Below are 22270 nucleotides of genomic sequence, written 5' to 3'. Positions count from 1 at the left end.
CCAGATTATTCTGAATAGTTACATATTATCATTATAATAAATATTGTGGCCCTTACTTTTTGTGCCTTTAATGTAAGATTTTTTACATATTATAAATCTCTAGATTTTTCGATACAGATTCGTTCTGCTTCGATAACTGCACTTCTGAATCCTGCTGCCTCAAGAGCTGCAACAGCCTCGATAGTGGTGCCACCTGGTGAGCAAACTGCATCCTTGAGAACCCCTGGATGCTCCCCAGTTTCAAGAACCATTTTGGCTGAGCCAAGAACCGCCTGTGCGGCAAACTTGTAAGCTTGTGTGCGAGGCATTCCCTCTGCAACTGCTCCGTCAGCAAGTGCTTCGATGAACATATAAACATAGGCTGGTGAAGAACCGCTGATTCCAACTACTGCATCCTGAAGACGCTCTGGAATAATTTCTGCCTGTCCAAATGCTTCAAAAAGCTTTAATACAGTGGCTGCCTCGTCCTCTGAAACAAGCTCATTAGGGCTAAGAGCACTCATGCCTTCTCCAACAAGTGCTGGAGTATTTGGCATTACTCGGATGAGCTTGAGCTCCTTGCCAAACATTCCTGTAAGACGTTCCAATGACTGTCCAGCAGCAATACTAACAACAAGCTTATCACTGAAATCCATATCCTTGATGCCATCTACAACCTTAGCTAAAAACTGAGGCTTTACAGCAAGAAAGATGATGTCTGCAAATTCTACTGCGTCTCTGTTGTTAGTGCTTGTGTGTACTCCAAACTCTTCGCTGATTCTATCAAGTGCGGCCTGGAAAATATCTGTAGCAATAACATCAGTAGCTTCTACCATGCCTGAGGAAATGATTCCTCCCATCATAGCACTACCCATGTTACCTGTTCCAATAAAACCTATCTTCATAAAGAAACCTCCTATTCAGCCTTGGCCAAAATAAGCTTTTCAAGATATGCAATACGAGCACAAACTGTAAAGATTTTTGCTGCTTCCTCTAATTCTTCGATTGGTGGAAGAGATGGAGCAAATCTGATGATTGAATCGCTTGGATCCATGTGGTATGGGAATGGTGCACCGGCTGGTGTAAGCTTAACACCTGCCTCTGCTGCCAAATCTACGATACGTGTAGCTGTTCCCTTTGGAGCCTCAAATGTGATGAAGTATCCACCCTTTGGAGAAATCCATGAACCACATCCTGGGCCTGTTAAATCCTCTTCCATTGTCTTGATAACAAGCTCAAACTTAGGACGAAGAATCTTTGCATGTCTTTCCATGTGCTTTGATACAGACTCAACATCCTGGAAATATCTAGCATGACGAAGCATGTTGATTTTGTCGAATCCAATTGTCTGAACTGTAAGTGTCTTCTTGAGCTCCTCACGGTTGTTGTGATTGCATGCGATAGCTGCAATTCCACCACCTGCAAATGTGATTTTAGAAGTAGAAGCGAACTCAAATACGAGATTTGGATTGTCTGCTTCCTCACACTCGTGAAGGATATTTAAAATCTTGCTCTTTTCTTTGTATAAGTGATGTACCGCATATGCGTTATCCCAGAATACTCTGAAGTCCTTAGCTGCTGGCTTAAGATTTGCCATACGTCTAACAACTTCGTCTGAGTATACAATACCCTGAGGATTTGAGTACTTTGGAACGCACCAGATACCCTTGATTGTGTCATCTGCTGCAACAAGTCCCTCAACAACATCCATATCAGGACCATCCTCATTCATAGGGATGTTTATCATATCGAAACCAAAATGCTGTGTGATAGCAAAATGTCTGTCATAACCAGGAACTGGGCAAAGCCATTTAACTCTCTCAAGCTTGCACCATGGTGTGCAGCCATCAAAACCAAACATGTATCCACGAGCAACTGTATCAAACATGATATTTAATGATGAGTTGCCGCATACGATTACCTGCTCTGGCTGGCAATCCATGATTTCTGCCATAAGATGCTGAGCTTCTACGATGCCTTCCAACTGTCCGTAATTTCTAGTCTCAACACCATTCATGCATTTCATAAGAGACTTTCCATCAAGGATGTCGAAAAGTGGCATAGAAAGATTGAGCTGCTCTACAGATGGCTTTCCACGGCTCATATCAAGCTTTAAGCCCTTTGCCTGCCAAGCAACATACTCTTTTCTAAGTAGCTCCTTCTCTGCTTCAAGTTCTTCGGGTGACATTTCACTGTACTTTTTCATTGTTGGTCCTCTTTCATTTACTTTATTTATTATTTCGTACTTTATCTAAGTACTCATTAATAACTTGTTCATAACCGAGATTTCCTGGTCTGTAAAAATCTCCCCTTTCAAGTCCCTCTGGAAGATATCTCTGGTGTGAGAAATGGTTAGGATAATCGTGAGCATATTCATAACCTATGCCATGTCCTAGCTTTCCAGCAGACTTATAGTGTGCATCCTGCAGATGTGTTGGAATTGGTCGCGTGTGGTTGTTTCTCACCTCCTGCATGGCTAAATCAATAGCTCCGTAGGCTGAATTTGATTTAGGTGCACAAGCTACGTATGTAGCAGCGTGAGAAAGAATAATCTGACACTCTGGCATACCGATTCGTTCTGTTGCAAGGAATGCGCTGGTAGCAACTACCAGTGCCTGAGGATCAGCATTTCCTACATCCTCTGATGCACAAATACATATACGTCTTGCAATGAATTTGGGATCCTCTCCTGCGTAAAGCATTCGAGCCAAATAATAAACAGCCGCATCTGGATCTGAGCCTCTCATACTCTTTATAAAAGCAGAGATGGTGTCGTAATGATTATCGCCATCTTTGTCGTATTTGATAACTCTACGCTGAATGCATTCACTGGCAACATCTATGGTGATGTGGATTTTTCCATCATCGGATCTGTCTGTAGTGAGAACGCCAAGCTCAATAGCTGTAAGAGCGCTTCTGGCATCGCCATTTGCAATGTCTGCTAAAAACTCTAAAGCGTCATCATCGATAACAGCATCGTAGCTTCCGAGTCCCTTTTCTGAATCTGTTAAAGCTCTGTTGATGAGGGTTTTAATATCCTCTATATCAAGTGGCTTTAGCTCGAAGATGATTGAACGGGAAAGCAAAGCTCCGTTGACCTCAAAGTATGGATTCTCAGTGGTGGCCCCTATAAGAATGATGGTGCCATCCTCAACGAATGGGAGCAGATAATCCTGCTGGCCTTTGTTGAATCTGTGAATCTCATCGATAAATAGAATTGTTTTTTTGCCGTATGCACCAAGTGTCTGTTTAGCTCCCTCAACAACTGCCTCCATGTCCTTTTTGCCGGATGTGGTGGCATTGATGGAAGTAAACTCTGCAGATGTGGTGTGGGCGATTACCTGTGCAAGTGTGGTCTTGCCTGTACCAGGTGGTCCATAAAATATAATAGAAGAAAGCTTGTCCGCCTTAATGGCTCTGTAGAGGAGCTTGTCCTTGCCAATGATGTGCTGCTGACCAACCACTTCATCAAGTGTGGTAGGACGAAGCCTAGCGGCAAGAGGCGATTCCTTTTTCTTTGCTTCCTGTCTCATGTAATCAAATAGATCCATGTAAAACCTTCCTTATCTTGATACTATCGTACGCATTCATAATAGCACATTTGTTCTGTATAGGATAGAGCTTTCACATTCAAATCTACACAAAAAAAGTATCAAGAGGTCACTTTACTAAACTAAAGTAATCGCTCTTGATACTATACTATAATTTTTTCAGTATTACAATAAAAATTTTTCGTAGGACGGACATTTGTCCGTCGCTGGCAATAATCAATTTAGTTTAGATCGTATTTTGTAATGTTGATAACTGCATCCTCATTTGTGTTGAAATAGATGCCATCGCAAGATACATCAGTTGGAAGCGATGCTGTCATAACGTACATTCCATCCTCGAAGAATACTTCCATGCTGTATCTATCCATTACAATTCTAAGCTTGATTGTCTCGCTCTTCCATGGAATATGAGCTCTACGCTGATGCACTATTGCACGTCTCGAACCAGAAAACTTTCTGTCAATCTTTGCAATGTTTTCCTTTGGACGAAGAACGATATCTGTATGATACTTGTCATCTGCTGCAATTGAGATAACGAATCTGTCATACATAGCCTGAATATCCTTAGGCTTAACTTCTAATTCTAGATCTAAACATCTGCCATTAATGCCTTCTAATGAAACACCACCTGCAACGCTTTCGCTATCACTGTCTTTGATGTTCTTTGTAGCAGTAATATCGTAATTACGATACTCTACTTTATTAGAACGCATATCTTCTACTTCTTTAATTGGCCACTGGCATAATCTACCATCTCTGATAGAAAGCTCTCTTGGAAGTGACATCTGACCGAACCATGGCTCTGATCCATCATGGGCCCCCGTTGTATCCCAGTTCTGCATCCAACCAATCATGACTCTTCTGCCATCTTCTGTGAGAATTGTCTGCATAGCGTAGAAATCAATTCCGTAATCAACTGCCTGAACATTTTCTTCTGTAAATGTATCTGTTGCAGAATCGAAATCACCAATTATGCAGAGGTTACCATTGCCGTTGTGGAATTCAAATCCTTCAGGAAGCATATCCTGTGGACTTGTTAAAAGAACACCTTTGCCTTCTAATTCAAAGAAGTCTGGACATTCCCACATGAGACCATATCTGCGCTCATTCTTTGCAAATATTTTCTCGAACTCCCAGTGAATGCAATCTGCACTCTTAAATAGAAGTAAATGTCCACTTCCATCTGGTGCTCTGTTGGCAACTAAACATCTGTAGCTGCCATCTTCTTTTTTCCAAATCTTTGGATCTCTAAAATCTGTTTTGCTTGACCCATCAGGGATAAGGTCTGAATTAATAACAGGATTATTTTCGTATTTCTCGTAATCTAATCCATCACCGACTGCTATACACTGTGTCTGGAACTCTTTCATCTGACCATTTTCAGCTGTTCTTTTCATAACGCCAGTGTAGATAAGAAGATGTCTGCCATCCTCTAGAGTAATGGCACTTCCTGAGAAGACGCCATCCTTGTCATAGAACTCATCTGGAGCCAAAGCAACTGGAAGAAACTCCCAATGAAGCAAATCAGTACTTGTGGCATGGCCCCAATGCATTGGGCCCCAGTGTGCATCATATGGATGATACTGGTAGAATAAATGATACTTCCCTTCATAATAACTTAATCCATTAGGGTCATTCATCCAACCAACCCTAGGCGATAAATGAAACTTTGGTCTATTCTCCTCAGGTATTAATTTCTCATAGACCTCCTCGTATTTTCTCGCCTCTCTAAGTGTTTGACTGCTCATTGGTATTTCTAATTCCTTCCATGTTTTATTTCTTAATTAGCATAGAAATCATCAAAGTACTTCTGATAGATTTCCAAATATTGATCTAAGCCATAGCTATCAACCTGATCAAGGTATGACTGCCAAGTAGCATCTGTAATACCATCTCTGATAAACTCAGCCTTGCTTGAATTTAAGTATGATACTAAATCTGTCTGGATTGTTGAAAGCTGTTCTGTATCATCAGCTGACATAAATACCTTTGGATATACATACTTGCAGTTCATATCATCTGTGTAGTAGTCCTTAATCCAATCAAGACGATACTGAGCATCATCTGGGCATGTTACATAAACATCATAGTATTCATCCAATATTGCAAGTGGTCCACCTACGCACTCAGCCTCACGAACCTCAACAGGTGAAGCATCACCTAAAGCTGCATGCTTAAGCATTGGCTCGCCGTCTGCATTCTCGCTAAGCTCGAAGATATCGAAATCATCATCCTCGCCGTATGTACCCCAGTTGTTCTGTGGAGACTGGAATGGATCATACATCTGATCTAACCAAGCACATACTAATGCAGGGTTTGAACATACACTTGTTACTACGCAACGTCCTCTATCAAAACCAGAAGTGAATGAACCGTTCTGTGGAGTAACGCTTACTGTATCTGCCTTAAGAGCTGCAAGTGGTACATAGTCCTGAATGTTGTCGATGTTTGCAACATCCCATGAGAAGCATACACCATATCTGTGTGATTTACCCTTTGCAACGTATGTTGACCAATCCTGTGTGAAGCACTCTGGATCGATTAAGCCTTCGCTGTAAAGCTTATGTAACCATTCTACACCATCTCTAAAACCATCTGTAGTTGCAGTACATACAACTTTTCCGTCATCATTTACTGCAATATGCTGACCCATATCTACATCACCGATACCATCGCCAAAACCATTAATCAAAAGGTTTGGATCCTGATCATTTACGATGCAAGACATAGGAATGATGTCACCATCAATATTGAACTCTTTCTGAAGCTCACTTGAGTGCTCCTGGAAAGCTAAAAGGACCTGCTCAAACTCATCTACTGTTGTAGGTGTTTCAAGTCCAAGGAAATCTAACCACTTCTGGTTGATGAATGTCATGTTGTTACCAACAGTCTGGATAGCAGTCTTCTCTGAACCAAGCTGCTCAATCCAAGGCAATGCCCAAATGTGTCCGTTTTCATCTTCGCACATTGTTCGATATTCTGGATACTTCTCGAATACAGAGCTTAAGTTTGGCATGTACTCATCAATGTAATCCTCTACGGGAATGATAACGCCCTGATCAGCGTATCTTAAAAGGTCACTATCACTGAAGCCTGCGTTAAACACGAAATCTGTAAGTGTATTTACATTTGCCATGTTTAATGAAATCTTGTCACCCCACTGATCTGAAGAAATGGCTGTCCATTCAACATGTACATTTGTGTCATCCTCAAGTCTCTTGAAGATTGTACGATTGTTTGGCTCCTCCTCTGTTCCTACTGGATAGCTAGTCATACCTGTGATTGTTACCTTCTCATCCAAAGGAAATGATAGATTTGATACATCTACCTTGTCTGCATTGCTTGCGCTGTTACCCTTTGATCCACAGCCTGTGAATGCTGATGCTGCCATCGTCATTGCAAGAGCGGCTGCTGCGAATCTCTTTACATTTTTCTTCATTTTATCTCCTCCATTTAATATATATAATAGCTGCACGCTACTATTTACCCCTTAACTGAACCAACCATAATTCCAGCATCGAAATACTTCTGGAAGAATGGATACATAACTAAAAGTGGCAAGCTTGAAATAATGATTGTTGAGTATTTTAATAACTCTGCAAGTCTTGCTCTTTCTGCTGTTGACTGCATATCTGCAATCATTCCTGCATCTGGCTGATTCTGAATCAGAATAGCTCTAAGTACCAACTGTAATGGCTGCTTTGAAGCTGTGTTTAAATAAATCATTGCATCGAAGTAGCTGTTCCACATTCCAACGAACTGCCATAAGCAAAGCACCGCAATAACTGGTGTACATACTGGAAGTAGAATCTTGAAGAATAATGTGAGCTCATTTGCTCCATCAACTTCTGCTGCTTCTCTAAGCTCTCCTGGGATTCCTTTATAATAAGTACGTGCAATAATCATGTTCCAAACTGAGAAAGCACCTGGAAGAATTACTGCCCACATACTATCAAGAAGACCAAGATTGCTGATTAACAAATATGTAGGAATCAATCCACCGCCGAAGAACATTGTTATCATAAAGATAACGTTAAATACCTTTTTACCTTTGAAGTCATCCAATGACATTGGGTAGGCACATAGCATTGTAATGGCGACTGATAGGAAGGTAAACAACAACGAATAAATTACGGCATTTCTAAAGCCTACCCAAATCTGTGAATTGGAAATAACTCTTTCATATGCTGTTAATGTCCATTTATCTAAGTCAAATGTGATTCCTTGGTTTTGCAATGTAATTGGATCCATAAATGAAGCAATTACTATGTAAACCATTGGCACGATTATGGCCAATACAAATAATCCTAAAAGTACATATCCAACTAATAAGAATGTTTTATCACCAGCTGAATACTTGGCAAATGTACTTTTCTTCTTTTTCTTATTTTCCATCGTATCCTCCCAATTACAGGCCCTGGCCGTCGTTCATTTTCTCAACAACTTTGTTTACTGATAAAAGTAGGATTAAGTTGATGACTGTATTGAACAAACCAACCGCTGTTGAATAACTGTAGTTTCCATCCAACAAACCCTTTTTGTATACGTAAGTAGCAATGATTTCTGAAGCACCTAAGTTCAAGTCTGTCTGTAAAGCATATGCCTTTTCAAAACCAATGCTCATTATGTTACCAGCCTGTAAAATGAACTGGATGATTACCATATCTTTAATGGCAGGCCATTCAACTGCCTTAATCTGCTGGAAGATGTTTGCTCCGTCAATCTGAGCTGCTTCCTTTAATTCCTGACTAGCATTCGCAAGTGATGCTGTGTACATGATTGATGCCCAACCAGCACCCTGCCAAATACCACTTATAATGTAGATAGGTCTGAACGCCTCTGGAAGTGTAAGGAAGTTGATTGTTGTATGGAACAACATATTAACTGGTCCTGTTACTGAAAGAAGAATTCTTACCATACCGCAAAGTACAATTACTGATATGAAGTTTGGCATGTATAAAACAAGCTGAATCTTTTGTTTGATCTTGCTGCTCTCTATTCTATTAAGAAGAAGCGCAAGAATGATTGGAACTGGGAAGCCCCATAACAATCCAAATACACTAAGCTTTAATGTATTAACCAGATATGACATGAAATCTGGGGATGATAGGAACTGGCTGAAATATTCAAACCCAACCCATTCACTTCCGAAGAAGCCTTTGAAAGGACTGTACTTTTCAAATGCAATCAAAATACCACCCATTGGCAAATACTTAAAAATGATTGTAAGTAAAAGCGCTGGTCCCAAGAAGAAAACATATAGTCTCCAATGATGTGTCACATACGTAATCGTATTGTGAAATTTGCCTTCCTTTTCCATTTATCCTCCTCATATACACCCAAAACATTTGTGTGCGTTTGCACAACTTGTGTATGAATTTACTATACCATTTTTTACATTTGTGTCAATGCGTTTTTGTTTATTTGTAACATTATTACAATACTCTACTTTTCTTTTTGTAAAAATGAACCATCTCAATTTTTACATTTGACAAATATATTTTTACATTTTATAATTCTATCAACGGATTTAGACAATAAATCCTACAGCGGATTTTTACATAAAATAAATAGGAGAATATAATGGCAAACAAAGTTACGATTCAAGATATTGCCGATGCACTTGGCGTTTCAAGAAACACCGTATCAAAGGCAATCAATAACACTGGCATCCTCGCCGATGCCACACGTGAAAAGGTATTAGCAAAAGCTGTTGAAATGGGGTACAAACAGTTTTCATACGCAAATTCAGTTTCCGATATCTTCGGAGGAAGCATAGTAAAGAAGCCAGAGCACACTGGTGAAATAGCTCTTTTTACAGGAAGTTTTTTGGATAACTCCCATTTTGCTTCTACTATGCTTGATAAATTCCAGCACGAAATTACAGATTTGGGATATAGCATGTTGATGCATCGTGTTACTCCTGCCAATATTGCTGATATGGTTTTACCAGCCAGCTTTAACAGAGAGCGCACAAAAGGCATCATATGTGTAGAGATGTTCAATCAGAAATATTGCGAGATGCTTTGTAGCCTTGGCATCCCAATGCTATTTGTGGATGCACCAGTTGAAAGCTACAGCAATCAGCTTGAAGCAGATGTGCTTATGATGGATAATTCAGCGGGCTTCTTTAACTTGATTTCTAATATGAAAGAACGCGGTGTTAAAAAGATTGGTTTCGTTGGCCAGGCTAATCACTGCCGCTCTTTCTTTGAACGATATATGGCTTTTAGAAATGCAATGTATTTAAATGGACTTCCAATAGATGAAAAGTTCTGTCTTACAGATATTCATCCACATGGCCCAGAATATTTTGCAAATCTATTTAAAGTCATTTCAGCACTTGATGAGCTTCCAGAATTGCTTATCTGTGCCAACGATTTCATTGCAATAGACATAATCAACTGCCTCAAGGTTATGGGTCTTTCATATCCAAAGGATGTTATGGTTGCAGGCTTCGATGATTCAGCCGAATCAAAGGTTATGACACCAGCCTTAACCACCTGTCACATTCACTCACAGATTATGGGCTTTACTGCTGCCAATCTTTTGGTATCTCGTATCGAACAGCCTGATTTAAACTATCGCACTGTTTATACCGAGACAAACCTTATTTATAGAGAATCTACTAGGGATTAATTAGTAGGAGATTATATGAGAAATTTACTTAATTACGACGGTCCGGTTCTGACCTTTCTTACCAAGATTGTATACAGCGTCTGGCTAAATATACTTTGGTTTATTTGCTGTATACCAATTGTCACAATCGGAGCATCTACAACAGCTTTGTACTACTGCTGTCAAAAGATAGTAAAAGATGAAGAAGGCTATATTACCAAGGCTTTCTTTAAAGCTTTTAAGGATGATTTTAAGAAAAGCACTATTATCGGATTAATTATGACCTTGCTAGGATGCATCATCATCACAGATGGATACATTCTTTATCATCTTTGTTTTACATCAAAGCTTTGGACATTAATCAGTGCTGTACTTATCATAGCCTCTATCGCATATACGATAGTATTGCTTTGGATTTATCCTTTGCATGCCCACTTCGAAAATACGATAATCAACCTATTTAAAAACTCCATTATGCTTGGCATGCGTTTTATTTTTTGCACCGTCATAATGTTTGGCGTATTTCTAATTATGGGATACATCGTATATTATGTGTGTACACCATGCATCATCCTGGGTGTTGGCACATGTGCACTTATTAATTCCATGCTTATGAAAAATATATTGATTCAATGCGAGCTACAAAGCACTGAGAACTATGAAGAACAAAATTAATACATTTTCACAATTAAACAGAACACAAAAGCTGCAGTACATCTGGGATTACTACAAAATCCACATAATAGTCACTGCAGCTATTATTTGTATTCTTTTTTCTATCATTAGAACTGTACAGAAAAATCATGATATAGATTTATATGTGGCATATGTAAACATCGCCGCAGATGATAGTTTGCTTGAATCTATCGATGATGCGACAGGTCTTAACATTTCTAATTACACAAATCTACTTATCACTGAAGATCCAGCCAGCGACAATCTGGAGTATGCCTATGCATCTTCTATGAAGCTTATGTCTGCCATTAGTGCTGGCAAGCTTGATATTATTGTTGCTGATAGCTACGGCATCGAAATGGCTAATAACGCTGGATATCTTACAAATCCAAAGGATTATTTAGAGTCAAAAAATCCTGCTCTCGCAAACAAATTAGAGAACTATTACATAGAGGATGAAAGCTGTGTTCCATATGCTATCGATTTATCTTACTCTAATATATTTGTTCAAGCAGGTTTTTCTGAACATCTTTATGTTGGCATCGTCGCCTCTGAGGAGGTTTCCCCAGAGGTTTCCGATTACCTGTTATCACTCAACTGATTTGATATTTACCACTAATCTGCCTCCATCCCAGGCATCGTTGCCTTCTGGATCTATGGCAAATAGTATTACATCGCCTTTCTTTACATCTATTGTTTTATCAAATGTGGCTTCTCTTTCTGAATCAAAGTTTCCAGCTGTTTGATTTTCAAAGTATATCTCCTGTCCGTTGACTCTGATTCTCATGCAGGTTCCTGTAGCATTTTCATCTTCACTATTTGCAAACTTCACATAGCTTCCTGAAATATTGATTGTTCCATCTTCTGCTACTACCCATTTGTACGCTGCATTTCTACCATTACCTGGCTCTACAAAATCTGACTTAAGCTCTGGCTTGCCATCATTGTAGTATCTGTTTGCCCCTGAATCATAGCCTAACTCGCTAAAGTTTGCTCCGTCCCAGTCGCACATTCCATAATACCATCCATCAGAGCCCTGCTCACCAAATGCAGATGCAAGATTAGTATTATTTGTTCTGCCATCTGTTTCAGGTTCATCTGATGGCTCTGGGTCTGTGTTTTCACCTGGATTTTCTGGCTCATCCGGATCATCTGGAGTCTCTGGAGTCTCTGGCTCATCCTCCTCATCATTTCCTGTTCCATCAGAAATCTTGATTTCAAGACGTCCACCGTCATAACTATCGTTGCCCTCAGGGTTTACCGCAAATACGATTTCATCTCCTTCATGAACAACATATTCTTCATTGATATCTCTAGTGACTTCGCTTGAGAAGTTTCCTTGAACGCCAATAAACTTCTTTTCCTCACCATTGATAAAGATTCTGATAACTACACCATCTGCTGCAGGATCATCGCTGCTAACAAACTTAGTATATTTTCCTGTTATCTTAATCTTTCCTGTTTCACCTGCAACCCATTTGTATGCAGCGTTCTTACCATTTCCTGGTTCAACAAAATCTGCCTTAAGCTCTGGCTTACCATTGTTGTAGTATCTGTTGTTTTCTGTGTCCATTTCAAGCAATTCAAAGTTCTTGCCATCCCAATCGCACATTCCATAATACCAACCATCTGAACCCTGCTCACCGAATGCTTTTTTAAGGTCTGTATTATTTGTTCTACTTGATGCTGCTTCCTTTGCTTCGTATATGCTAACTGAAAGCTTACCAGCATCATATGCATTATTTCCTTTTGCTGAGATTACAAATGATACCTTGTCTCCTCTGTGAATATCCTGCTTAGTGAACATGAAATCGATTTTGTTATCATTTCCATCACCTGCAAATACTGCAACATCATGCTCAGTTAAAAGCTTATCATTTATGTAGATTTGAATCTTTGTACCATCTGGATAGCTTGGATTTGAATCATTCTGACCAAACTTTACATAATCTCCTAAAATATCAATTTTACCGTCTGAATAAGCTACCCACTGATAAATGGCTGCTCCATCTTTTCCTGGATGAACGTAATCTTTCTTGATTTCCAGACCTTCATTCTTTCCTGAAAGATATGCTGTACTATCATCATTCATGTAGTGAAGAACCTTTGCATCCTTCAGTGATGTGCCATCTAAGAACCACCATCCATCTGTACCCTGTTCGATTGAATCGATAGCGCCAAGCACAGTGTTGTTTGTTCTCTTTTTGTCGCCTACTCCAACCTTTGTTGCATTAGCATCTTCAATGTCAATTTCAAGACGTCCACCGTCCCAGGCATTGTTCTTATTGCAGCCAATATCAAAAGTAATAACATCTCCAGCCTTAACACTAAGCTTTGAAATATTTATATCTGTCTTGTAACTTCTGTCCTCACCTCGTGGGCATGCACAGATTTCATCAAATATATCCTTACCATTCTTGTAAATCGTTACTACCGTTCCATCAGGCCATGATGCATTAGGATCTTCATGTCCAAACTTAACATAGGCTCCAGTTATATCAATTTGACCATCCACAGCAACAACCCACTTATACATTGCATGAGCATTGAGACGAGGCTGAACGAAATCCTTCTTAACCTCTAAGCCCTTAAGCTTTCTAGAAGTGTAGCCTGTACCGTCCTCTGTCTTCTGGCGAAGGACCTCTGCCTTATCTACACTCTTGCCTTCCCAGTAGTACCAACCATTGTTGCCCTGCTCGCCGAAATCTAAAGCAAGATTAGCATAGTTGCTACCACTATTGTTTACCATATCAACAGTTTTTAAATCTGCATCTTCAATTACAAATGTGAAATTACCACCGTCATAGGCTGTATTTTCCTTGCCATCTACCATAAGTGTCAGGCAATCTCCTGCTTTTACATTTACACCTTCTACTGACAAATCCTTTGTTACTTCTTTGTCTGTAAGAGGTTCAAAATCCTGCTGTTTAAGGATTTCGTTATTCTTTTTAAGATATACAGTTACACCATCTGGCCAATCAGGATTTGCATCCTCATTTTTCAGTTTTGTATAGGTCAATGAAATATCTACTGGACCTGTCTGTGCTGCAACCCATTTTACATTTGCCGATCTGCCTTTGTTGGCTGGCATAATGTAGTCTCTTTTTATTTCAATTCCATCGTTAGTTGTGTACTTATCATTTTCTTTGTAAGTCTCAACATTTACCGCAAAATCAGGGTCAAGATAATATCCTGACTGGAATACCCAACCATTGCTTCCCTGCTTTCCAAAATCTTCCTGCATAGAAGCGTTATTTGTTCTAGAACCACCAGTATAAGTAACATCCTTATGAGTCTTTCCTGTAAGAGGAGATAAGCCCTTTATTGAAAACTCATAGCTTCCTCCATCATATGCATTATTGTCCTTACCATTTACAACCATTGTGATGAAGTCATCTTTTTTAACAGACACTTTTTCTACGTTTAATGACTTTGTAATCTCTTTTTTAGTATCAGCTTCAAACTCTTCCTGAACTAGAACTTCATCATTGTGATAGATGGTTACTCTAGTACCATCAGGCCAGCTTGGATTCTTATCTTCGTTTTTGAACTTTGTATAAGTTGCATCGATTTTGATATCACCAGTCTGTGCAACCTTCCACTTAATTACTGCAGATTTGCCCTTTCCTGTGTTTACAAAATCACGCTTTATTTCCAAATAGCTGCTATCAAAATATCTATCTTCTTCAGTTTCGAAGTTTTGCATGTTATATGAACCAGTTGGCTCATCACTAAATCCATCCTGATAGAACCATCCGTTTTTGCCCTGCTCGCCGAAATCATATTTTACATCTGCAAAGTTCTGTCTTGTCTCCGATTCATCTATCTGAACATCTGCTTCTGTAGTTGCTCCTGTTCTATCAATGATATTAATATCGAAGCATCCGCCGTCATATGATGAGTTGATTCCTGCGTCAACCACAAAATATAGCTTATCTTCTGTAGTTACTTCTAAGTCCTTCTCTCTAAAGGAAATGCTGTTTTCTCCCTTAGCTGGAGCAGCCACCTTCTTGTTGAATAGTTTTTCACCATTCTTGTATACAGATACGACTACACCATCTGGCCATGTTGGATCACCATCGTTTTGCTCAAACTTGGTGTACTTTCCTCTGACCTCAATCTTTCCATCCACTGCTGGCTGCCAGCAAAGCATAGCCTCATCATTTATAGCCGGATGGATGAAATACTGGCTAATTGTAAGATTTGGAGATGTAACATTCATGTATGCTCCATCTTTTTCTGTGGATACAAGCTTGGCATCCTTTACACTTTTGCCGTAAAGATACGTCCAACCATTATTTCCCTGCTTTCCAAAATCCTCCTGAGAGTTTGCATTATTATTCTCTCTTGTGGTATCTACCGAAGCAGTTGGCCCTTTAGCGTTTACATCGTTGATTGCAACATAAAGCGAACCACCATCAAATGCATTGTTCATGTTTGGGTCAACGATAAAGTATAGGCTCTCCAATTCCTCCACAGATAAATCCTTGATTGTTTCCTCTACAACCTCTTCCTTATCTGTGCTTACATCTACTTCGTATCTGCCAATTGCTTCATCGCCCTTGTACACATAAAGTGTGACACCATCTGGATAAGAAGGATTCTTGTCCTTATTGGCATTCTTTACGTAAGTCAGCTGTACATTTACTTTACCTGTATCTGCAGCTCGCCACTCAAGAATTGGCGCCGTTCCTTCGGCAGTATGTATAAAGTTTGATTTTATTTCCATGCCCGTTTTACCAAGCTGGAAATATTTCTCCCCGTCATAAGACTCAAGTCTTCTGGATTTAACAGGGTCCAGGGCTGAACCATATCTATAAAACCAACCGTTATTTCCCTGTTCTCCAAAGTCTGCCACATTAAAGGCATTGTTTGTTCTGCTTGGATCATCCACAAATTCAGGCTCTACGTATTCGTCTGAAAAAAATGAATCCGGCCATCCGCCTCCTAAGGCTATTATCTCATCCTTAATTTCCATAGGATGATTCGTCATTACCACTGCAGCAACCGCAATAGCTGCCGTGGTTCCCGATGCAATCAGCGCCGTTTTTACCCTGTGAGCCAGGATAGCCTGAAGCACCTTACTAAACCCCTCTTTTAACATTATTCTCCTCCTACTTACTAATGCTCATATTTTCGAATACCACATTGGAATTTACTGAGAAAATCCCCCATTCCATTCCCTGTGATAAATACATACGAGTTGTAAAAGCCAGCTCATCGTTTACATACATGCAAACAACTCCATCAGAAATAACCATTGATACATGCAGCTCTTTCTCCTTTGACAAATCAAAATCAACATATGATTGAGCGCTTATTTCCATTATGTTGCTGCCGTTGTAAAACTCGATTCTATTATTTGCCCCGTTGAAAATGATATTCAGATTGCCTACATTTTCAGTGTTTGTATTGAAGCAAAAGCCAAACATGCCATCAGCATCAAAATCCTTGATGTCTGCCTTTAACAGGTAGCTTCCCATTAGATTCTTAAAGCCAACCATTTCATATTTGTCACCACTAAAGGTATAGGTTGTACCGTCTGCTTTCACAGTCTCTGTCATTTTCAGTGGTTCCAAATCAAGTTCATGTATCAGCTTCTTATTAATCTCAGGATTCAATACTGGTGATAATGTTCCATCATCATTTTGATTCAAAAGATGAGTGACCATATTTCCACCCCAGTCATATTCTCCTGTATCCTGGTGTTCCTTCTTGGTTCCATTCCAGCCTACTACATAAAGATTTTCTCCATCTGTCTCCAATCTTCCTGCATAGAATCCATTGCAATCAAATGTATCTCTTTCAGGCTTTTCAAATGGACCATCCAAAGAATCTGATACTCGGTAGTGAACAACTCTGTTTGGCCACTGATCAGAAAATGCCAAATAGTATTTTCCTTTATATTGAAGAAGAGATGGACACTCCATATTTGAATCGGTTCCCAAGTCATTCTCAAAAAAGACTCCCCCGTCAGTCCATTTACTCAAATCTTGGGATGTGTATTTTACGATAACTCCCTTATTTTCAAAACGAGTGGTTACAAGCATCTCATAGCATTTATCATCAACTGAATAATAAACATATGGATCTCTGAAATCATCTGTGGAGTACTTGCCCGCACCTGTAAACGTATCTGCTGGAATCTTTTCCCAGTTCTCAAGGTCCGAACTTGTGGCATGCATCACAGCTTCCTTTGGTTCAAATGTATCATTGTGTCCTGTGTAAAATGCATGATAGATTCCTTTGTCATCCTTGATTACGCTTCCTGTACCAAGTGCAATATCCTGACTTTCGACAGTATCTCCATAATTAATCACCACACCCTTGTCATCATACTCTGTAAAATCGCTGGTCTGAATCAAAGCCCATGGATGATAACCCTGTTTTCCATTTCGTTGATCAGCCAAATAGAAAACATTATATTTTCCATCATCATAAAAAGGCATTGTATCTCCAATAAATCCTTCTACCGAAGCTGGAAACAACTCATAATTATCATATTCTTCTCCCAAGTACTTCTCTTCCTCTGCCTCTGCCTCTACTGTTTGATTGCCACATCCTACCATGTTTAAACCCATGATACCGGCCAAAATCACTACCGCTACTTTTCTCATATTACCTCCCTAAGGTGCATTTGCACTATATCTTGCACCATAAATTTTACATTCATGGTGCATATAAATCAATAATGCTTTGCAAAAGTAACATATTTTTGTGCAAATGTAATCAAATGCACCATTCATTTTGTTAGAAATTACATACTAGACTATTTCAAAATGTTACAATTGACACATTTATCACCTTCAAGTATGATTGATATTAGATTAAATTTAGGAGACTATTATGAGTAAAAGGGTTACTTTACAAGAAATTGCAGACGCTCTTGGATTGTCACGAAACACTGTTTCAAGAGCCCTTAATAATACAGGAAATGTTTCAGAAGAAACAAGAAATCAGATATGCCAAACTGCCATTTCAATGGGATACAAACAGTTTAGTATGCCTGATTCAAGAGCCATGTACAATGGTACAGTGAGTGCAAATTTACCTGCTTCAGATGGAAAAACTGAAATTGCTTTGTTTACACATTCCTTCCCAGGCTACTCTCACTCTGGAACCAAGCTTTTAGAAGCATTCCAGCACAAAATCGATAGCCTTGGTTACAAATTAACCATCAACATTATCAGAGATTATGAAATAGACAATCTATGTTTTCCTAGCAATCTTAACATTGATAATATTGCCGGCATTCTATGTATAGAGCTTTTTTCCGAAAAGTACAGCGAGTTTTTGTGCAAACAAAATATTCCTCTTCTCTTTATAGATAGCCCTATATCTCATCGCTGTGAAATAAATGCAGATGTTTTATACATGGAAAATCTATCAAGCTCGTATCACATGCTTGATACTTTGATAAAAAAAGACTGCAAGAATGTCTCTTTCGTAGGTGACCGTTTCCACTGCCAATCATTCTTTGAAAGATGGCAAGCATATGTGTCTGTTCTTGCAGATAGAGGAATTAATATAGATACAGCAAACTGCATATTAGAGGATGACAGTTGTCCATATTCAGATGTTTTATGGCTTAGTGAAAAAATAAAAGCCCTTAAAACCATGCCAGATTTGTTCTTCTGTGCTAACGACTTCTTGGCAATGTCGGTTTTAAAGGCTCTTAGATTATTAGGCAAGGATGCTCCTGCAGATGTAAAGGTGTGTGGCTTTGATGATGCCCCTGAGGCAGCCCTTTTAGAGCCAAGCCTCACAACCGTTAAAATCCATAGCAGTTCTATGGGTTACACAGCTGCAGAAATTCTTCTTTCTAGAATTGCAAATCCTCTTATGCCATATAAGAAAACATACATCGAAACTGATGTTATATACAGGGATTCCACTAAATAAGTGGAATCCTTTATTTTTATTTTATATATTTTTTGAAGAAAGCAGCCTCATCTTGGTTGATTTGTTTGGCCTCTTCAAGATTCATATTGACATGGCACACATGTCCCATGTATTCCTGACCTTCCTCTCCATACAGCTTCCATTCTGTATCGATTCCCTTGTCCTTAAGAAAATTGTACATAGGCTCTGCATTGTCCTTCAGAAAATCGTAGTAGGATGTCATAACATAGGTTGGTGGGAAGTTTTCAGTAATGTGACCTAACACATCAAGCTGTTTCTTTACTTCATCATCGTCTCTTCCAACATACATGTTGTACAAATCCTGAGTAAATTTTTCATTTCCCTTTCCACCTGCTTCAAGGCCAAATTTGTACATGCCACAATTGAGTGCGATGGCCTTTACATTTATTTCCTGTGGGGTGCTGAATGGAAATAGCTTTTCATACTCTGGATTTGTGAAGATAGCTGCATACTGGCTGCACATCTGTGCTCCAGCAGAATCTCCCACTAAGAATACATTGTTAATATCAATATTGTACTGAGTGGCATTTTTCACAATCCACTGCATTACCTGATTAATCTCACTAAGCTGAGATGGGAACTTAGCTTTTGGTGCCAAATGATAGTTGAAATTCACAACTGTGAATCCAAGGCCTGCAAGATATACACAATAGTGTTTGTAAATCTCCTTTGTGCCGTAGATATATCCACCACCATGGATGCTAACAATTGTAGGTTGAATTTCATTTGTGCCCTTCTTGAAATAAACATCTAAAAGATTGTATTTATCATTGTTTCCAAGGTAGTTGATGTTTGTTTCAAGTTGAATATTATCTGGTACTTTCAATGTTGAATCCCTCTTTTTGTCCCCCTTTGCTGCCATATACTTAAACATGAAAGTTTGAAATGACATAATGCATTATCCTCCTGTGTGTTAACTAAACAGCTTGGTTCCATCTGAATCAATTGTGATTGTTGAACCCTCACTTATATCTCCTGCAAGTATGATTTTAGCTGCCATAGTCTCCACATTTTTCTGAATGTATCTGCGAAGAGGACGAGCGCCATATACTGGATCGTAGCCCTGATCAATGACGAACTGCTTTGCTGCTGGAGTAAGTTCGATTTTTAGCTGTCTGTCTTCAAGTCTACCATTCAACTCAGCCATAATCAAATCTACAATTCCACCAATATTGCTCTTTGTAAGTGGCTTGAACATGATGATTTCGTCCAGTCGATTTAAAAACTCTGGTCTGAATGAATTTCTCAAATCATTCATTACCAAATCATTTGTCGCTTGGGTGATTTCACCAGTATTTTCATCGATTCCTTCAAGCAAATACTGAGAACCGATATTGCTGGTTAAAATAATAATTGTATTTTTGAAATCAACTGTACGGCCTTGTGAATCGGTGATTCGACCATCATCAAGTACCTGCAATAAAACATTGAATACATCTGGATGTGCTTTTTCCACTTCATCAAAAAGCACTACCGAATATGGCTTACGACGAACTGCCTCTGTAAGCTGACCGCCCTCGTCATATCCTACATATCCTGGAGGTGCTCCTATAAGTCTGCTGACGCTAAACTTTTCCATGTACTCCGACATATCGAGACGAACCATAGCGTTTTCATCATCAAATAGTGCCTGAGCTAATGTCTTTGCAAGCTCTGTTTTACCAACACCTGTAGGTCCAAGGAAAAGGAATGAACCGATTGGCTTACTTGGGTCCTTTATTCCTGCCTTTGAACGAATTATAGCTTCTGACACAAGCTTTACAGCCTCATCCTGTCCCATAACTCGTTTGTGCAATTCCTCATCAAGATGAAGAGTCTTGCTGCGCTCTGTTTCATTAAGCTTTGCTACAGGAATGCCTGTCCATCTTGAAATGATTCTTGCTATTTCTTCCTCTGAAACATTTTCGTGAACTAGACCTGTATCCCTAGCTTTAAGCTTTTCTTCAGCTTCTGCAAGCTTTGCCTCAAGCTCTGGAAGTCTACCATACTGAAGCTTTGCAGCCTCTTCCAAATCATATTTTTGCTGTGCAACCTTTATCTGGCCCTGCACATCATCAAGTTCTTCTTTGATTTTTGCCACATCTTCAACAAGTTTTTTCTCGTTGTCCCATGCAGCCTTCTTTGTGTTGTATTCGTCACGAAGCTCTGACAATTCTTTTTGTAAATCTGCAAGTCGCTCCTGAGATAATCTATCTGTCTCTTTCTTAAGAGCAGCCTCCTCGATTTCCAACTGCATTACCCTTCGATTCATCTCATCCATTTCAGCTGGCATGGAATCAAGCTCTGTCTTAATAAGTGCACAGGCCTCATCCACAAGGTCGATAGCCTTATCTGGAAGGAATCTATCAGAAATGTATCTATTAGAAAGTGTTGCTGCACTAACTAATGCGCCATCGGTAATCTTTACTCCATGGAACACTTCATAGCGTTCCTTAAGACCTCTAAGAATAGAGATTGTGTCTTCAACTGTTGGCTCGTCAACCATTACAGGCTGGAAACGTCTTTCAAGAGCAGCATCCTTTTCAATATACTCACGGTATTCATCAAGGGTTGTGGCACCGATACAGTGGAGCTCGCCACGGGCAAGCATTGGCTTAAGCATGTTTCCTGCATCAAGACCACCATTACCATTTTTACCAGCACCGATGATTGTGTGAAGCTCATCTATAAATAAGATGATTTCGCCATCTGAGTTTTTTATCTCATCAAGAACAGCTTTCAACCTTTCCTCAAACTCACCCTGGTATTTGGCACCTGCAATCATTGAGCCAATCTCAAGTGAGAATACCTTTTTATTTTTAAGTGCTTCAGGCACATCACCTCTGACAATACGCTGAGCTAAGCCCTCTACAACTGCTGTCTTACCAACACCAGGCTCACCAATAAGAACTGGATTGTTCTTTGTCTTACGGCTAAGGATTCTGATGACATTTCTGATTTCTTCATCACGGCCGATTACAGGATCAAGCTTATTTTCTCTAGCTCTTTCTACCAAATCGTATCCATATTTCTCAAGTGTGTCATAGGTTGCTTCTGGATTATCCGTATTTACGGTTTGGTTTCCTCTGACCGTTGCAAGCACTGCAAGGAATGAATCCCTTGTAATATTGAATGCCTTGAAAATATTCTTAATAGGTGTGCTTGGCTTCTTAATCATAGCAAGCATCAAATGCTCAACTGAGACGTAGCTGTCGCGCATTGATTTTGCTTCGTCCTCAGCATAAGTAAGAACATAATTGAGATGCTGACCTACTCGAAGTTCACCACCCTGAACCTTTACTCTGGCTTGAAGTGCCGCATCTACAGCATTTTTGAATTGTTCCACATCGATGTCCATCTTGCTAATCAATGATGGAATCAATCCATTCTCCTGGCGTAGCAACGCCATCAACAAATGCTCCTGCTCTATCTCCTGATTGCCATAATCCATGGCTATTTTTTCGCATGCATTAATTGCTTCGATTGATTTTTGTGTAAATTTTTGGATGTTCATAATCTCACCTCCACCCGTTATTTATCTTGTA

The 22270-nt window shown here is 39.5% G+C and carries 15 protein-coding genes; 4 read left to right on the top strand and 11 right to left on the bottom strand.

Annotated features, from left to right (window positions below; translation table 11 throughout):
- Positions 1–89: 89 nt before the first annotated feature.
- From proC to BM102_RS01925, 7 genes are all read right to left on the bottom strand, one after another.
- Positions 90–884 carry a pyrroline-5-carboxylate reductase gene (proC, locus tag BM102_RS01955; protein WP_090478407.1) on the bottom strand — a complete coding sequence of 265 codons (795 nt, stop codon included), beginning with the start codon at positions 882–884 and terminating at the stop codon, positions 90–92.
- Positions 885–895: 11 nt separating this feature from the next.
- Complete coding sequence (locus BM102_RS01950; RefSeq protein ID WP_090478405.1) at positions 896–2185, bottom strand: aspartate aminotransferase type Ic; 1290 nt, start codon at positions 2183–2185, stop codon at positions 896–898.
- A gap of 22 nt (positions 2186–2207) precedes the next feature.
- Positions 2208–3530: a replication-associated recombination protein A gene (locus tag BM102_RS01945; RefSeq protein ID WP_044936011.1), complete on the bottom strand. Its 1323-nt coding sequence runs from the start codon at positions 3528–3530 to the stop codon at positions 2208–2210.
- Between the two features lie 221 nt (positions 3531–3751).
- On the bottom strand, positions 3752–5278 hold the full coding sequence (locus BM102_RS01940; RefSeq protein WP_074790212.1) for a glycoside hydrolase family 32 protein: 1527 nt from the start codon (positions 5276–5278) through the stop codon (positions 3752–3754).
- 32 nt (positions 5279–5310) lie between these two features.
- The gene (locus BM102_RS01935; RefSeq protein ID WP_090478402.1) at positions 5311–6969 is read right to left on the bottom strand and encodes an ABC transporter substrate-binding protein; all 1659 of its coding nucleotides are present in this window, start codon (positions 6967–6969) and stop codon (positions 5311–5313) included.
- 44 nt (positions 6970–7013) lie between these two features.
- On the bottom strand, positions 7014–7925 hold the full coding sequence (locus tag BM102_RS01930) for a carbohydrate ABC transporter permease (protein ID WP_074790207.1): 912 nt from the start codon (positions 7923–7925) through the stop codon (positions 7014–7016).
- 13 nt (positions 7926–7938) lie between these two features.
- Positions 7939–8850 (bottom strand): ABC transporter permease, encoded by a 912-nt coding sequence (locus BM102_RS01925; RefSeq protein WP_044936003.1) that lies wholly within the window; start codon positions 8848–8850, stop codon positions 7939–7941.
- Between the two features lie 263 nt (positions 8851–9113).
- Between BM102_RS01925 and BM102_RS01920 the strand changes: the two genes are divergently transcribed.
- Genes BM102_RS01920 through BM102_RS01910 form a run of 3 tightly spaced genes read left to right on the top strand, consistent with a single transcriptional unit; the run spans position 9114 to position 11424 of the window.
- Positions 9114–10169, top strand: coding sequence for a LacI family DNA-binding transcriptional regulator (locus BM102_RS01920; RefSeq protein ID WP_044936000.1), 1056 nt, complete (start codon positions 9114–9116; stop codon positions 10167–10169).
- A gap of 15 nt (positions 10170–10184) precedes the next feature.
- The gene (locus tag BM102_RS01915) at positions 10185–10823 is read left to right on the top strand and encodes a YesL family protein (RefSeq protein WP_090478400.1); all 639 of its coding nucleotides are present in this window, start codon (positions 10185–10187) and stop codon (positions 10821–10823) included.
- A complete protein-coding gene (locus tag BM102_RS01910; RefSeq protein ID WP_090478396.1) occupies positions 10807–11424 on the top strand; it encodes a hypothetical protein in 618 nt (205 codons plus the stop codon). Before BM102_RS01915 ends, BM102_RS01910 begins: the two co-directional genes overlap by 17 nt.
- Here BM102_RS01910 and BM102_RS01905 read toward each other — a convergent pair.
- The gene (locus BM102_RS01905) at positions 11413–15927 is read right to left on the bottom strand and encodes a hypothetical protein (RefSeq protein WP_090478393.1); all 4515 of its coding nucleotides are present in this window, start codon (positions 15925–15927) and stop codon (positions 11413–11415) included. The two genes, BM102_RS01910 and BM102_RS01905, sit on opposite strands and share 12 nt — an antisense overlap.
- A gap of 10 nt (positions 15928–15937) precedes the next feature.
- Positions 15938–17440, bottom strand: coding sequence for a glycoside hydrolase family 32 protein (locus BM102_RS01900; protein ID WP_090478390.1), 1503 nt, complete (start codon positions 17438–17440; stop codon positions 15938–15940).
- 229 nt (positions 17441–17669) lie between these two features.
- On the opposite strand from BM102_RS01900, the gene BM102_RS01895 reads away from it, so the two are divergent.
- Positions 17670–18725, top strand: coding sequence for a LacI family DNA-binding transcriptional regulator (locus tag BM102_RS01895; RefSeq protein WP_044935991.1), 1056 nt, complete (start codon positions 17670–17672; stop codon positions 18723–18725).
- 16 nt (positions 18726–18741) lie between these two features.
- Here the strand turns inward: BM102_RS01895 and BM102_RS01890 are convergent, their stop codons facing one another.
- On the bottom strand, positions 18742–19638 hold the full coding sequence (locus BM102_RS01890; RefSeq protein ID WP_090478386.1) for an alpha/beta hydrolase: 897 nt from the start codon (positions 19636–19638) through the stop codon (positions 18742–18744).
- 21 nt (positions 19639–19659) lie between these two features.
- Positions 19660–22239 carry an ATP-dependent chaperone ClpB gene (gene clpB, locus BM102_RS01885; protein WP_090478384.1) on the bottom strand — a complete coding sequence of 860 codons (2580 nt, stop codon included), beginning with the start codon at positions 22237–22239 and terminating at the stop codon, positions 19660–19662.
- Positions 22240–22270 lie beyond the last annotated feature (31 nt).

The organism is Pseudobutyrivibrio sp. JW11 (genome assembly GCF_900115355.1).
Taxonomy (GTDB): domain Bacteria; phylum Bacillota; class Clostridia; order Lachnospirales; family Lachnospiraceae; genus Pseudobutyrivibrio; species Pseudobutyrivibrio ruminis.
This window is presented reverse-complemented; position numbering and strand designations above follow the sequence as displayed.